This window comes from Gallibacterium genomosp. 2, from assembly GCF_000771895.1.
GTDB lineage: Bacteria > Pseudomonadota > Gammaproteobacteria > Enterobacterales > Pasteurellaceae > Gallibacterium.
The window spans coordinates 18,332-32,550 of record NZ_JPXY01000035.1; the positions used below are offsets into that span (position 1 = coordinate 18,332).

19 protein-coding genes are annotated in these 14,219 nt (G+C 43.9%); 1 reads left to right on the forward strand and 18 read right to left on the reverse strand.

What is annotated here, in order from left to right:
* Positions 1-3: 3 nt before the first annotated feature.
* The 18 genes from P375_RS07870 to P375_RS07950 form a co-directional block, all read right to left on the reverse strand.
* Entirely contained in the window at positions 4-525 is a 522-nt protein-coding gene (locus P375_RS07870; protein WP_039135904.1) for a phage tail protein, read from the reverse strand.
* Positions 525-1,703, reverse strand: a complete 1,179-nt coding sequence (locus P375_RS07875) for a baseplate J/gp47 family protein (protein WP_039135905.1) — start codon at positions 1,701-1,703, stop codon at positions 525-527. The genes P375_RS07870 and P375_RS07875 overlap by 1 nt, the downstream gene beginning before the upstream one ends.
* A complete protein-coding gene (locus P375_RS07880; protein WP_039135906.1) occupies positions 1,690-2,028 on the reverse strand; it encodes a DUF2590 family protein in 339 nt (112 codons plus the stop codon). Before P375_RS07880 ends, P375_RS07875 begins: the two co-directional genes overlap by 14 nt.
* Entirely contained in the window at positions 2,021-4,531 is a 2,511-nt protein-coding gene (locus P375_RS07885) for a phage tail tape measure protein (RefSeq protein WP_039135907.1), read from the reverse strand. Before P375_RS07885 ends, P375_RS07880 begins: the two co-directional genes overlap by 8 nt.
* Positions 4,532-4,540: 9 nt before the next feature.
* Positions 4,541-4,663 (reverse strand): DUF6890 family protein, encoded by a 123-nt coding sequence (locus P375_RS13005; RefSeq protein ID WP_413540351.1) that lies wholly within the window; start codon positions 4,661-4,663, stop codon positions 4,541-4,543.
* A 56-nt stretch (positions 4,664-4,719) separates the two neighbouring features.
* A complete protein-coding gene (locus P375_RS07890) occupies positions 4,720-5,022 on the reverse strand; it encodes a putative phage tail assembly chaperone (RefSeq protein WP_013747257.1) in 303 nt (100 codons plus the stop codon).
* Positions 5,012-5,287 (reverse strand): Rz1-like lysis system protein LysC, encoded by a 276-nt coding sequence (gene lysC, locus P375_RS12780; protein WP_348622411.1) that lies wholly within the window; start codon positions 5,285-5,287, stop codon positions 5,012-5,014. Before lysC ends, P375_RS07890 begins: the two co-directional genes overlap by 11 nt.
* Positions 5,196-5,561 carry a hypothetical protein gene (locus P375_RS07900; RefSeq protein WP_039135909.1) on the reverse strand — a complete coding sequence of 122 codons (366 nt, stop codon included), beginning with the start codon at positions 5,559-5,561 and terminating at the stop codon, positions 5,196-5,198. The genes lysC and P375_RS07900 overlap by 92 nt, the downstream gene beginning before the upstream one ends.
* Positions 5,543-6,064, reverse strand: coding sequence for a lysozyme (locus tag P375_RS07905; protein WP_039135910.1), 522 nt, complete (start codon positions 6,062-6,064; stop codon positions 5,543-5,545). The genes P375_RS07900 and P375_RS07905 overlap by 19 nt, the downstream gene beginning before the upstream one ends.
* Positions 6,058-6,276, reverse strand: coding sequence for an HP1 family phage holin (locus P375_RS07910; RefSeq protein ID WP_018346614.1), 219 nt, complete (start codon positions 6,274-6,276; stop codon positions 6,058-6,060). The genes P375_RS07905 and P375_RS07910 overlap by 7 nt, the downstream gene beginning before the upstream one ends.
* Positions 6,277-6,360: 84 nt before the next feature.
* A complete protein-coding gene (locus P375_RS07915) occupies positions 6,361-6,816 on the reverse strand; it encodes a phage protein (RefSeq protein ID WP_039135911.1) in 456 nt (151 codons plus the stop codon).
* 3 nt (positions 6,817-6,819) lie between these two features.
* On the reverse strand, positions 6,820-7,950 hold the full coding sequence (locus tag P375_RS07920; RefSeq protein ID WP_039135912.1) for a DUF2586 domain-containing protein: 1,131 nt from the start codon (positions 7,948-7,950) through the stop codon (positions 6,820-6,822).
* 20 nt (positions 7,951-7,970) lie between these two features.
* Positions 7,971-8,624: a phage virion morphogeneis protein gene (locus tag P375_RS07925; RefSeq protein WP_039135914.1), complete on the reverse strand. Its 654-nt coding sequence runs from the start codon at positions 8,622-8,624 to the stop codon at positions 7,971-7,973.
* The gene (locus P375_RS07930; protein ID WP_039135915.1) at positions 8,617-9,093 is read right to left on the reverse strand and encodes a phage tail protein; all 477 of its coding nucleotides are present in this window, start codon (positions 9,091-9,093) and stop codon (positions 8,617-8,619) included. The genes P375_RS07925 and P375_RS07930 overlap by 8 nt, the downstream gene beginning before the upstream one ends.
* The gene (locus tag P375_RS07935; protein WP_039135916.1) at positions 9,081-9,533 is read right to left on the reverse strand and encodes a head completion/stabilization protein; all 453 of its coding nucleotides are present in this window, start codon (positions 9,531-9,533) and stop codon (positions 9,081-9,083) included. Before P375_RS07935 ends, P375_RS07930 begins: the two co-directional genes overlap by 13 nt.
* Positions 9,527-10,330 (reverse strand): phage terminase small subunit, encoded by an 804-nt coding sequence (gpM, locus tag P375_RS07940; protein ID WP_039135917.1) that lies wholly within the window; start codon positions 10,328-10,330, stop codon positions 9,527-9,529. The genes P375_RS07935 and gpM overlap by 7 nt, the downstream gene beginning before the upstream one ends.
* Positions 10,331-10,346: 16 nt before the next feature.
* Positions 10,347-11,360 (reverse strand): phage major capsid protein, P2 family, encoded by a 1,014-nt coding sequence (locus P375_RS07945; protein ID WP_039135919.1) that lies wholly within the window; start codon positions 11,358-11,360, stop codon positions 10,347-10,349.
* 31 nt (positions 11,361-11,391) lie between these two features.
* Positions 11,392-12,243: a GPO family capsid scaffolding protein gene (locus tag P375_RS07950; RefSeq protein WP_039135920.1), complete on the reverse strand. Its 852-nt coding sequence runs from the start codon at positions 12,241-12,243 to the stop codon at positions 11,392-11,394.
* 177 nt (positions 12,244-12,420) lie between these two features.
* On the opposite strand from P375_RS07950, the gene P375_RS07955 reads away from it, so the two are divergent.
* Positions 12,421-14,214, forward strand: coding sequence for a terminase large subunit domain-containing protein (locus P375_RS07955; protein WP_039135922.1), 1,794 nt, complete (start codon positions 12,421-12,423; stop codon positions 14,212-14,214).
* The last annotated feature ends 5 nt before the right edge of the window (positions 14,215-14,219 follow it).

Sequence of the window (14,219 nt, forward strand, 5' to 3'; positions counted from 1 at the left end):
TTGTTATTTTGGTATATAGCACACATAATCGTGATTAAAACTTCTTGCTGATAAATGCAGTGGTAATTTTGTAATCACTTCATAAGTATATCTGCGGCACGTTCTGCCGTATTTTCTAATAATTAAATTGAGTAACTCTCTGTTATGTGCCATTTGCGAGTCACTTAAAATAATTTTAATGACATCCCAATTTTCTGCGTCGAAACGCTCTTCAATCTCCACATAACCAATCCCTAATCGCGCAAAAATGCGGATAAATCCTGCTTTACTTCCTGCATCTTGCGCATTAATAAACGCATATTTCACACGCTTGCGAAACAGTGCTAACGGCTCATTCTCGAAACGCTCAACATCTCTCGCATAAGCGATTAAATTCAACATTGTTTCGCTGCAATTATCTTCATCAAGCAATTTCAATGGCAACTCAACCATTTTTTTGATAGATAACTGCCACCACTTCGCAAACAGGTCAGCAATTTGCCTCGTGGCAACGCCCTCCATCCAGAACGGTAATTTAATATTCATTAATTACCCCCCCCCCGTTCTTCTTTTACGGTCAGTGTCTGAATTCTAGGCACACTAATATCACTTTCAATGTCTTGCTGCTCCCAAATTAGCGAACCAATTTCCGGGCAAAGTTGATGGATCTCTTCACCCAGCAATGACCAGCTAAACCGGCGATAAGGATAGGTTTTGGTTACCTCAAAATTATTATTCTCACGAAACGCACAACGGATAATATCTTCAACACGCTTTAAAGTTTCCGCTTTTTGCGCGGCGGATAAATTAAAATTGCTGTAAAAATAGACTCGACAAACAATGTTATGTTTAGTCTCCGGCATTGCATAACACACTAAGTCATCGCCGTGGCCGTGCCAACCATCATCCCGAATATGCTTGTTAACTTTGTCAATAAACGACTGACTTGCCACACCGGTATCCAACAATAAATACATATTTGCTGTACCCGGGCCGCGTGGTGCATCGTGTTTAAAATAAATGCGGTCGACCGATATGCCGGCAATTTCTGCCGCCATTGCTCTATAAACGCTATCAATATGATGTTTACCGCTAGCAACAAATTGATTGCGACAACGCATTCGCAATTCGTCATCGGTTTCCTTGTCTGCGCCCGGCGTGGTTAACCAACCCTCACTGTTTTCGACACTGACCACGCCATTAATTTGTTCCGCTAGAATGCGATAATATCCAGCCGCAAGGTTGTAGCTTGTGCCGGCTTGCTCCGCAATAACCGGCACTTCTCCCGACAAATGCCCTTTCGGAATAACGGTATCTTCAGTCACAATTAATTTAAAAATAACATCATTAATACGTTCTGTTTGCACAACTGTTCCAGCTTTGATTGTGATTGGCGTTAAATCGCTTTGTTTTGTAAAGGTGATAACACCTTCCGCTTTTGTTGCCTGTTTAAAATCAAGTCCCACACTCCAAGCCATCATTTGCAGCCAAGCACCCCGTGCGGTGCGTAAAAACAGATTGGGTAAAATCTCCGTAATTAAATGATCTGTTAGCCATTTCACTGGCTGAACGGCGATAGCAGTCACTAAACGCCAAAACGGCGACATTCTGCTGGTATTGGTAATTAAATTTTCTGCCGCGGTGAGCTGCTCAAACTGCTGTCTGATTTCATTTTCTTGTGTCGGCAATCCCGACTCTCTTAAAATCTGCTCAAACTGACTCATTTAAATTCACCCCTAATTCAATCGAGCCAAAATCATAAGTTTCGGCAGTAATAAACAAGCGATTTAAACCCTCTTCGGTAACAAAGATTGTCCCGGGCACTAAACGCTCATCGTCCTCAATCAGAAATATCATTTGCAAGATAATATCGCGCCTTAAAATGCGGCTACGCTCTGCGATCAAGGCGGTAACCAATCCACTTTCTCTCAATGCGTGTTTAATATCCTGCGCAATCGAAATGCGGTTATTGCACAAAATCGGCACGTTACCGCTATCCAGCGTTAAATCGTCATTAGTGATTAAAAGGTCGAAATATTTATCAGTCATATCCTGCCCCTAAAGCCTGCCTATCTTGCCATTGTTGCGTTTCACGTCGCCACCTGTCCGGATCATCTGACTTTATCTCCATCTTATTGATCACCATTGAGTGGCTCACGTTTTTATTTTGCGTCATCGCGGTTGAAATCAAACCCTGCGTGGTTGTGTTAATCTGCGGTCTGGCATTCGGCTTAATGCTCTCATCAAGCTGTAAATTGCTGTTTTTGGTCGCTGTTACGTTTGATGTGGTAATGTTGTTTTTGGTCTCCAGAACCGACGACTCCACTTTAATTTCCGGAATTTTAATGCCGATATAATCGCCCACTTTATTGACTTGTCGAATAATCCAATTAAGTGAGTCAAAAAACATCTTTTTAACCCCTTGCCAAACATCGCCAAAAATATTAGTAATGCCCTGCGCCAATGCGCCGAAAATTTGCATTGCATCGCCAGCCTCCCAGCCGGCAACCACACCGTCCCACATTGTCAACAAATCATCCGCAACATTGCCGAATATCTCCACAACGTTTAAAAATTGCGTTGCCAATAACTCGACAAACCCGGCAACAATTTCCAATCCGGTACCAAGCACATTGCCAATCACCATCCCGATCTGCACAAATCGCCCAGCTTCTGCACTGCTTGCACGCATTCCGCCGGTAATGCGGCTAAAAATATCCGCAATTTTCCCGATTGCGGTTTTAAAAATGGCAAATGCATTGGATAATGGTTGCAATCTGTCACTAATGCTACCGAAACCGATTTTGATACCATCCCAAACGGCAGCCAATTGTGATTTGAATTTATACGCCAACATAGCAACACCACCGATAAGCAGTGCCACCATTGATAACGGGCTAAACAGTGCCATCACTACCAAGCGCAAATAGGTAAACGGATTAAGCAAACGAAACGCCACACTAAACAGATTAGCAAACAAACTCTTAGCCATATTTAACGGCTTAACTAGTAGATTGATGCCCGACCCGACACCGGTAAACATTGATTTAAGTGATATTCCATTGCCTAAAATGGATTTAAACAGATCTGGCAACAACGCCAAACGCCAGCGCAAACCGTTAAAACCGGATACTGCACTGCCCCACATTGAGGTAAAGGCATTTTTTAGCAAAAATGTCCATTTCTCCGTGGTTTTGATTGGCTGCACCGGTGCGGTAAAGGCGCTAATCAGCGTTTTACCCAATCCAGCACCGCTTGCACCAACGCCAACAAGTGCGCCACGCAAACCGGTAATTGGCAACAACGCCCCTTTCGCACCAACCCCCATTAACTTAAACGCCCCAACCAATAGCATTAATGACGCACCGGCACCGGCTAGTGCTGTGATACCGATACCAATAAAACCGATCAGTCTTGCGATATACTTGTTAGCATTCAACCAGTCGACCGCATATTTGCCCATATCAGCAATTTTATTGGCAAGTGGCTCAATCTTTTTCAGCACCTGCCCACCGATACTGTCTTTAATATTGACCATAATCGCACTAAGCCGTTGCCACGGATCAGTCATCGCTTGCGCCATTTTCTGCAAATCTGCCGTGCCACTAACATTGCGTAAATCTTTGATATTGCCGGTGAGGTTTCTAACTTGTGGTATTAATAATTTAATTAATGCCGTTGCTTGATCTGAACCAAACGCTGACGTAATAAGATCTGCTGATGCGGTATTGCTTAAATCGCCGTATTTATCCTTGATACGCTGTAAAATCGTGACCATATCCAGCATTCTGCCGTTTGAATCGGTAAAGGTTAAACCGAGCTTTTTCTGCGCTTTGCCCACACCAGCTAAAAAGGCTTTATATTGCGTTGCTGACTCACCGCCTCCCATTGTGGCTTGTAAAGCCCCTAATACGGCGAATTGCTCCGCAACTTCTACGCCTGCCGCTTTTGCTGATGCTCCCAACGTGGAAAAGGCTTGTGCCATTTTGCTTCCGTCAGTCTTAAACATTTTTACCGCAAGTGCGGTTTGTCCGGCGATTTTATCCACCCAGTCGGATTTACCTATTTTTGCCGCTTCGTCCGCAAAAATGCCGTACATTGTCCCCATATAGTTGGTGATGGTTGCCGCTGTGGATTTCGTGCCTTTTGCCAGCAAGTTAGACGCGGCGGTGAATGCAGATAACTCATCGCCGTTTAAGCCGGCGATTGCGGATTGAATATCGTAAGCCGAGCGCACAAATTCTGCTGCTGCGCCACCAAAAGAAGAGCTGAAAGAAAGGGCTTTGTTTTTCAGTTGCTCCAACGATTGCTCTGCCACGCCGAGCGATTTCACTTCACCTAACGCGCGTGAGGTTTCAAGCGCCGGTTGCAAACCACTGGCAATCGAATAACCGGCAGCAACAATACCGGCAGCGCCTGCAGCAATATTCCCCATTGCTGCTTTACCCTTACCAGCAAGCGCATCAAACTGCCCCATAATCCCCTTAATCGGTGCAGTCATCTGATCATTAAGTTTTAAAATATACTCAAGACCGGCTATTCCCAACGCCATAACATTACCCTAAAAACACTTTCCGATACCAACTGCCACGGCATCGGATAAATTCTCAAAAAATTGCTTGTTCAACCATACCGCCCGAGCGAGATTAATTTCTGAATTGTCGGCTTCTGGCAAATAGTGCATTCTTAACGCTATCGCCTGCGAATAACCGTTTTTCTCAATTGCACTCGCTCGTTCAGCTAGTTTTTTACTGTAACTTCAATTTTTGGCACAAATACCGAGTTAATTTTTTCGGCAATTTTCGCCGCAACACCCGGCGCATTAATGATGGTGAGCAAATCTTCTTTGTGCTCCTTGCTTACCACCTGCAATAAATAATCTTTCACCGGCGTTAATACGTTTCCACTGGCGACCTCATTAAATAAAGCATCAATCGCCGCATTATCACGATTAAACACCAGCTCAACGCCACCAATATTAATGGTTACACTTTCTTTGCCGGTAAGCTCTTCCAGTAACTGCTGTGCTGTTTTAGTTTTCATTGTCTGTCTCCTGATTATGTTGATTTATACAGTGTTTTAATTGTTGATATGCCGTTACACAAATATCCGTTTGATTTAAGGATTTATGCAACGCCATTACTAAATCTTTATTTGTGGTGATATTTACCGTTATTTGCTGACAAGCTGTGGTTATCGGGCAAAATATCGGTTGTTTAGTTAGCTTTGTTTCGGTTGTTGAGCAAGCGACTAACATCGCTAGGCACACGCTCATCACTCCAATTTTTATTACTTTCCAACGCTTCATTTATCGCCTTTTCTTGCTGTTGTGCTGCTTGTTGCATTTCAGTCACTTTATCTATCAATAATTGCTGTTGCTGCTGATAGATTTCCGCTTGTCGCTGCAACATTAAAATTTGTTGTTGATGTTCTAGCTTTAACTTTGTGATTTCTGCATTTTTTTGCGTTTCAAGTGCAATCATTTGTTTTTGCTTTTCAAACGACTGCAAAAAAAAAGCTGCACAACCGATAAGAACAAGCAAAATAATAAAACTATGACCTTTTAATAGTTTGATAAGCATAATTTTCGCTCCTGCTCACGTCGCTGACTCAAGCCGTTCGATTTTTTACCGCCGACATAGACCCACTTTAAAAACTGATCACACATTTGTGGCGTGTAGCCACTGCTTGCCATCTCGTACAAGGTTGATTTTCGCATCGCACTGCAACCGACATTAAAGGTGATGGAAACCAACGCATCGAACGCCCCTTGCGGCATTTTTTTGCCGTTGGCATAACGATTGACACACGTTTCCGCCTGTTTAATATCCTGCTTCCATCTGTCGGCAATTTCCTGCAAGCTGTATTGTCGCTGTTCAATCGGTTGCCCACTTAAACCACTGCTACCAATACCAACTGTCAACACATTAGCGGAACAGTAATAAGGCTGCGTCCTGCACCCCTCCGCATTGCCGATTAATTCCAATCCGGCTGTGCTTGTTCTTAAACCGTTACCACTGCTCAGCAACAGAATGCCAATTACTGCCGCCACTGAACAGACACTGCCTGCCGCTTTTTTTAACATTTAACCGACTCCGCTTTGCTTTCTGCCTCCGCAAGTCGCACATTCAATTCTAGCCGACGCAATTCGTACTCTTTTTGTTTATAATGCCAAGTGATCAACAAGGTGCAAAAACCAAACAAAATCCCAAACACCGCTGCCCATTCGTGTAAGCTCAAACCGCTCACAAGTGCCACTGCTGACCCTAAATAAGAAACCCCATCAAATTTATTCATATATCCCCCCAAAATTAGGCGAACAAGACCCTCTTCTGCTTATAATTGTTCTTCTGTTAATGCCGGTCTGTCGCCTAAAGCTGTTTACCCGATTAAATCTCGAGTATCGTATTCGGATAAATACGGAATACCGTTAATACGCACAAAGTCCGGGCTAGTGACAAAAAATTTCACTTTTGTGGTATGTTTTTGCCCGCCTTTAAAATCCACATTTAAAATATCGGTCGGCAACAACTTACACTCGAACGCCTCCACTTTTAAGCGTTCACCACCACGACTGGCAAAAAAGACCAAATCCACCGTTGGAATATCACGATACGATCCAGCTGCTGCCGCTGCTGCGGATAACTTGCCAAAATTTTTCGCATCCAGCTCAATTTCGCCCTCCCCCTTAACATCACCATCAACAAAGCCATCGGGAATGCCGCGCGTTTGTGCGACATCCGAACTATCACTAATGTTTAAGCTGACCGACTCCGCGTGTACCGGAAAGCCAAGCACGAAAAAATCAACGTTCATTCCTGAAATGCGTGCACCCATCTATTAATCCCCCAAGGTTTCTAAATCTAAGAAAATATTTACCGTGATGTCTTTCGGGCAATCGTAAGGGCGAATCTTCATATAAAGCTCAACCTTAACTTTGCTCTTCCAAACAATGGTAATTGCATCATCTTTCGGCGGCATACATTCACCCGGGAATTGTTTACCTGCCACTTCTGCGCCTTTGCTCATATCGCGCAACGGTTTCGCAAAGTAATTTTTGTGATACTCTGTGCTGGCTGATGTTGAGTTAAACGAACGATCCGCAATTTTCGCGATTGCCAACAATCGCACTTTTCGTGCTGCTTTATCTGCCACGCGCACATTCTCAATCACCTGATAATCGCCACCTTCCACATCTAACGTGCGACCATCTGACCAGTAGTAGCCGTCATAATCCGGATACCACATAAAGGTGGAATAGCGTGCCTGCTCCAACGCTTTTAAATGCGCAATACTAATTTCTACGCCGTCTTTATCTTTCGGCTTATTACTGCCAATATTGACCAACGCACCGGTCTGCACACGTGCTGGGCTGTCGGCAATGGTTACCGCTGAATTAGCGAGTCGTCCAGCCAACGCACCAACATCATTACCCATTAAATTCGGCACTAACATCACGTGATCAGCAACCACTGTTTTTTGCAACTCTGTCAAACGGGCCACATATTGATCCCACGTTTCGCCGTTGCTGGAATCAGTGCTGCAGCCATCCAACGCTTGAATAAAAAACGTTCTGCGACTGTAAGTCATTAACAATTCACGCGATAGCGTTTGTAATGCGTTAATTGCTGTTTTATCAATGCCGGTTGTGTAAGTATTGACAACATACTCAAAACTAGACACTGTTTGCGCATCTCGCACAATTTGTGCAAAGTCATAACTTGATTCATCCGCAATATAGACGTGCGCAAACCAATCCGTGTTGGCATTCACCATCGCTGTGTAAACCTGTTTTTTTAGTGCGGTATCACTTGCACCAAAAATTTCATTAAAATCACTGTCCGGCGTGACGGCTAATAACTTGCCTTTATTTTTTGAGCCAACACCAACAAACAGTGCGTGCCGCTCAATCTCTTTTGTTTCGCCGCTTAATAAATTAAGCGTGTTAATCGTTGCTGATGGAAATGTCATATTTTGCCCCTTTTGTTGTTCTAAATTTTCAGCACTTTTTCAACCACTTCCGTTAGAATTTCCGCATTGTGTTGCGTATCGGTATTTAATGCCGGTCGTGCCGGCGTGCCTTTCTTATCGCCTTCATTTTTATTCTTTAAAATTCTTGCAATTAAACCGGCTTGACCTTTGGTTAGTCTCGCCTGAATGCTTTTTATTGATGGGGATACTTCCTTCCCCTTTTTGTTCTTTATTTTGTAACCTAAACTTTTCAATTTTCTGGCTTGTGCTGTCGAACAAGGATCGCTCTGACTAGCTAACTGCCTTCTTAATTTCTCTAACGTCCGAGCATTGACACTGACCGTCATCTCTTGCCCATAATGCTGCACAATTGAAATTAATTGATTTTTCTTACCTCTATAACCCAGCTTTGCCTCATTGCCATCATTCTTGATAATATTGAGCAATGTTCCTCGCCTACGGTACATCTTTTTGTTGCTGCCGCTGCGACGTTCCGCCCATTTTTTACCGTCCGGCGTTTCTTGCTTTTTGATATGCTCTTTAGCTTCATCCTTTATTTGCTTTAACGCCATTTTTAATAGCTTTGTTTTTTTCTCTTTCGGCAAGCTCAATAATTTAACTGTTCGCTTTAGGCTTTTTATTGACTCTGCGGTTAATCCCACCTTTTCAGTCATCAATCACCTCAACCTCTTCAGCGATATAAATCTCAATTGGATTAATGCGATAACTTATGCCGTCAATCATCAAGGTATCTTTTGCCGGCTTTTTTGTTGCCGTTGCCGTGATAGGCTCTTGAAACTCCACGATAAACGTCAGATCAGCAGTGTCATCATCATAAATATCCACATCAAAATCGGTGTCGGCAAAATCAAGCTGATAACGCAACTCGTCGTTCTCATTCAACCAAAGCTGAATGTTCGCCATTATTTCGGCGACATTGATTTGATTAAATGGCAATTCATTGAATAAGAACGTGGCTTTATAGCGGATATGCGCAATCTCTATGCCCTCCGCTGTTACGTTTTTACCCTGATCGATCAACGTACCACTTTCCATCCACGCCAATAAATTTTTACGATAACGCGCCGGCAATTTCTGTTGTAAGAACACTAATAATTGTTGATATAACATTAAATTAGCCATACGCCGCTCCGCTTTTTACCTTTGATTGCTCTGACCGCCATTGCCGCTTCTGTTAACAAGGCTTTACGTTCCTGCACTAAATCCCGATTTTCGTGCACTTCTCGCGCCGATAGCGTCATAAACTCTGGTAACAAATCCGCTTTTGCACGTGCAAATACGGCTTTTTTGTACTGTATTTGTAAAAAGTTATCGCCATCAAATCTCACGCCGCCAACGTTTTCGACATAGGCGTAACCGTCTGATTGATATTTTTCTACAACTTCTGCAAGATCAATTTCCATTTCTTGCATTGCTTGCACCAACGCCGCACGCACCATTTCTAAAGGTATTTGAAACGGTATCGCACGTTGCCGTTGAAACTCTGCAATATTGATATTCCCCCAAAATCCAGTGCTTTCGATTATTTCGTCTTGATATTCGGTTACATTGCCGTTTAGCATTGCTCACCTCGATTAAGGTGTGCCTCACGCAACTTTGCAATAGCGTCAGCAAATGTTATTTGTGATACTAATGCTGTTGGATCGGCACCTGGTGAGAGTTTTTTTATTCTCATTTCAATCCGCTCAATCAACGAATTTACGCCGCATTTCTGATGGAAACGTCTTGCACACATTAAAAAATAAAGGGCAACCACCAATACGTCTAAATCATCAATTGAAGCGGCGTGAATTTTGCCGTTTCCCGTCCTGATTAAAATTGATGCTGCCAGCTTATACCATTTAGCAGTCACGACTTCGTGCAACCGCCACGTCTGCGCCACTTTTTCAAAAGTTTTGCTAAAATACGGCTCCACGCTCTGCGCAACTGCTGCCAAGTTATCCGCCCAACTAAACACTTGATCAGCGACAAACGTCGGCAAGTTGCTTTTAAATCTATCCGGCATTGCCTGATTTTCGGCAATGGCTCGCTCGGCAAGTCGTAAAGCGTGATCAATATTGCCCACATCAAACAGATAGACAATACAATAGACAAGTACGTCATTTTGATACCGCTCCCCTTTTTGAAAATACTCATCCACAAACGGCAACCATTTCGGCAAGAAATGGTCGCGCTTGTACTCCGCACGCTCTGCTATACTTGAGATTTCGCGGATACGTGCAATATCATTATTTAAAGCAATCTCCAACACCTGCGTGGTTGCGTTGCTGTTTTTAACTACCTGATGCACCTTATCCGGCGATTGCTGCTCCAACGCCTTTAACGCCAGAACTCGCTTTTGATAATCACGAAACCCCATTAGCCACCTCAATCAGTTAGTCGTCTTCGCCCGGTAATTTAACGTTTTCGAATTCGATTGCGGTAAATAAGCCGGCATCTTCAACCACATAACCTTCGTTGCGGTAATAGCTGTCAACAATGCCTTTTCTGTCCTCGTCGTTTCTGTACGAACGGCGCACACTGGCATCCTGCACGTAAATCGACAAGTTGGATAATGTTGTCACCACTGCACCACGTGCTGGGAAATTCGGTGGCACAATGCCACGCATACCGCCAAATGCCCCGAGCAAGTTTTGCGAACCTAATACCGCCTTTTCTGTCGGCGTTAAGCCGTGTGCTTTATTGATTAATTCCGCTTCTTTGCCGATTAAATCCGCACCGACTAAAAAGACTAAATCATTACGATCACGGTGACGCAAATCAATGCCGCTTTTTAGCTCTGCCGCTAAATGATCAAGATTTTCAAAGTCCGCACCCTCGCCGAAAATTTTAATTTTTCCGACCGTTGCACCGTCCTCCATCACGTTCTCCGGCTTCTCCTCGCGTGCAAGCTGCATCCAGCCTTTATTGACATCCGACATATCTGCTGCCGAGGTGTTTTCCGCAACTGATTTGCCATACCAGCCAACTTTTAATTGGTCGAGGGCGATTTGCGTCTGTACAAATTCGGCATACAACGCCGCCAAACGGTCGCCAAAACGGGCAAAATTATCAAACATTGCCCACGGCACAATAATGCCGCTGTCGGTCTCTGCCAGCTGATATTTGCCTTGTGTATGGTCTAAACGTGCCAAATAGCGTCCGTCTTTCTTTCGTCCGGTAATTGATTTTTCTGTTGCGCCACGCAATTTGTAGCCTGACAAATCGGTCACATAATCAAGATTGATGGATTTTAAAAATTCAGATCGCTGCTGAATATTCTCGCCAAGCTCCGCTGCTTTCGGCACTTCAAGTGCAAACGACTCGCCCCGAATTAATGCATCTACGTCTGTGCCGTAATAATTTGCGACATTGCGCAAAAATGAATAAAACTCCGCCTTACGTCTCATTTTGTCCCCTTTTTTTATTTGTTCCGACCGCTTAAACGGCAAAATTTAACGCCGATTTTGTCGGCTCACCCTGTGGAACTTCTGTCACTGCGTGTTGCGTTGCCTTGTTAAACGCTTCTGTCAACTGCTCCACTTTTGCCGTCAACTCTGCTACTTGTTGCTCTGTGGCAAATTTTGCTGGCTCTTCTTTTTCTGTTTTCGTTGCAAAATTTGCCGGCTCTGTTTTTTCTTGCTCTACTTCTGGTTTTGACTTAATAGCGGAAAAACCTGCCGCAATCGCCGCGGTGATCGTTTGTTCCAGTTGTGCAAATTGCTGTTCGTTCATTGACTCTTCCTCTTTGTTGTTATTATTTTCGGAATTGGAATTAAAAAGACGCGTAAAAAAGCGTTTTAATGCTGATAACTCTTGCTGCTCTTCTTTAGTAAATAAGGTCGCTTCCAGTTTTTCCGGCTGCCCTACAATCACATCATCTTTGATACGCTTAGAAAAATGGAGCTGCGTTGTGCCAATGCTTGCCGGACTGTCTGTGACGGCTAAACCTGTCAAATAGGCGGCGTTGGTATCGGCAAAATTTGGTGTAATTTCAATGCTGGTAAATAATCCGACTCCGTCTTTGTTTAGCTCAAGCAAGCGCGCATTTGGTGCCAACCGAGCATACAATTTTGTTTTTCCGCCTTCATCTGTTGCTTTCAGCTCTTTGACTTGCCCAAAATTTGACAAAAAGCGGTAATGTTCCAACCAGATATTCGCGGTATAGACTGACGGATCATAATTCTTCGCCATTGCGTGCAAGTCTGCCGCTGAAATCTCCCGACCGTCTGCGGTTTTACCGCTGGTTGCCACACAAACAAAATCGGTTACAAGCTCCAATTTATCTGCCATTTTTTACACTCTCTCCACGCTTAAAAATAAATCTGCCGCTATCTTGTGATTTTTTTGCACAAATTGCATCCGCCAAAATTCGGAAATGGTCGGATATGGTCGGTTATCCTCGCATTTCCGACCATTTCCGAAAATTGCTACACGATTTTTTAGCCAAGAGTGCGCAAAATTACGCCTATGAAAGAAACAAAATTAAGAATCAGAAAATCAACACGTTATAGCGACGAGATTATCTACGCCGCCAAACACCTCTATTTAAAAAAATTCACGCCGCAAGAAATTGCACAAGAATTAAAGCTAAACAGTGCGCGCCCCATCTACTATTGGGCGGAAAAATACAACTGGCGCAACCTGCTGAATGAACACGGCGTTGAGGAATTGATCTCGCTGCGCATTTTGACGCTGGTCGACCGCGAAAACAAAAGCGAACAAGAAATTAAAGAGTTGGAATCGCTTATCGACAAAGACCTGCAGTATAAAAAACAACGTGCTACACAAGCGGCGAAAAGCACTGCAGCAATGACATATAACGACCGGCACAACGAACAGCCGGATCAAAGCCAAAGCAAAAAATCAAAACGGCGCAAGAAAAACGACATTTCGCACGTCACGCCGGAAATGATGCAACCGTTTTTAAATACGTTATTCAAATATCAATTGACTTGTCGAGATAATAAACACCGAAAAGTGCGCAATATTTTAAAATCCCGACAAGTCGGTATGACCTACTATTTCGCCTTTGAGGCGTTAGAAGACGCTATTTTAACCGGTGATAACCAAATCTTTTTATCTGCCTCAAAACGGCAAGCGGAAATTTTCTTAACCTACATCCGCAAAATGGCATTGCAGTTCTTTAACGTTGAGCTAAAAGGGAATCCTATTGTTTTAAGCAACGGTGCAGAATTGCACTTTTTATCGACTAACAAAAGCACCGCTCAAGGCTATCACGGGCATATCTACGGCGATGAATATGCGTGGCTACGCAATTTTACCGAGTTTTATACTGTCGCCTCCGCAATGGCAACGCATAAAAAATGGCGTGAAACCTACTTTACTACCCCAAGCTCAACCCGACATAGTGCCTACCAATTTTGGAACGGTGATGACTGGCGCGGCAAAGATGCAAAACGCAAAAATATACCATTCCCAAGCATACAAGAGATGCGTGACGGCGGTCGTGAATGCCCTGATGGTCAATGGCGGTACGTTATCACCATTGATGACGCATTAGCCGGCGGTGCCGGCGAGCTGTTCGACCTTGAGGCATTAAAGCGCAAATATAACAAAGCTGCATTTGATCAGTTATTTATGTGTAAATGGATTGATGATGCCGACTCCATTTTCAACATTTCGCAACTGCTCAAATGTGCAACCGACATTAGCAAATGGCAAGACTTCCAGCCGGATAGCGACCGCCCTCTTGATAACCGTGAAGTGTGGTGCGGCTATGACCCGGCAAAAAGCTACGACGGCGCAAGTTTTGTGGTGATTGCTCCGCCAGTGCTGCCTGGCGAAAAATATCGCATCCTAGAACGCCACCAATGGCACGGCTTAAGTTATAGCTATCAAGCGGAACAGATTAAACAAATCTACCAACGCTACAACGTGAGCTATATCGGCATTGACACCAGCGGCGTTGGCGTGGGCGTGTATGAAATGATCACCTTGTTTGCACGGCGTGAAACCGTGCCGATTATTTATAGTGTAGAAAGCAAAGCGGCACTCGTCTTAAAAGTACACCATTTAATCGAAAAAAATATGTTGGAATGGTCAAACCAAGAGTCTGATATTCCGGCAGCATTTCTGATGATTAAACAAACTACTACAAAATCTGGCGATAGGGCCACCTTTGTTGCAGAACGCACCAGCCAGAATCAACACGCTGATGTGTTTTGGGCAATTGCTAACGCTATCAACCGCAAAGAATTAAACAACAAACCGCGCCGACGCTCTACGTGGGCATTAAACTAAACTAA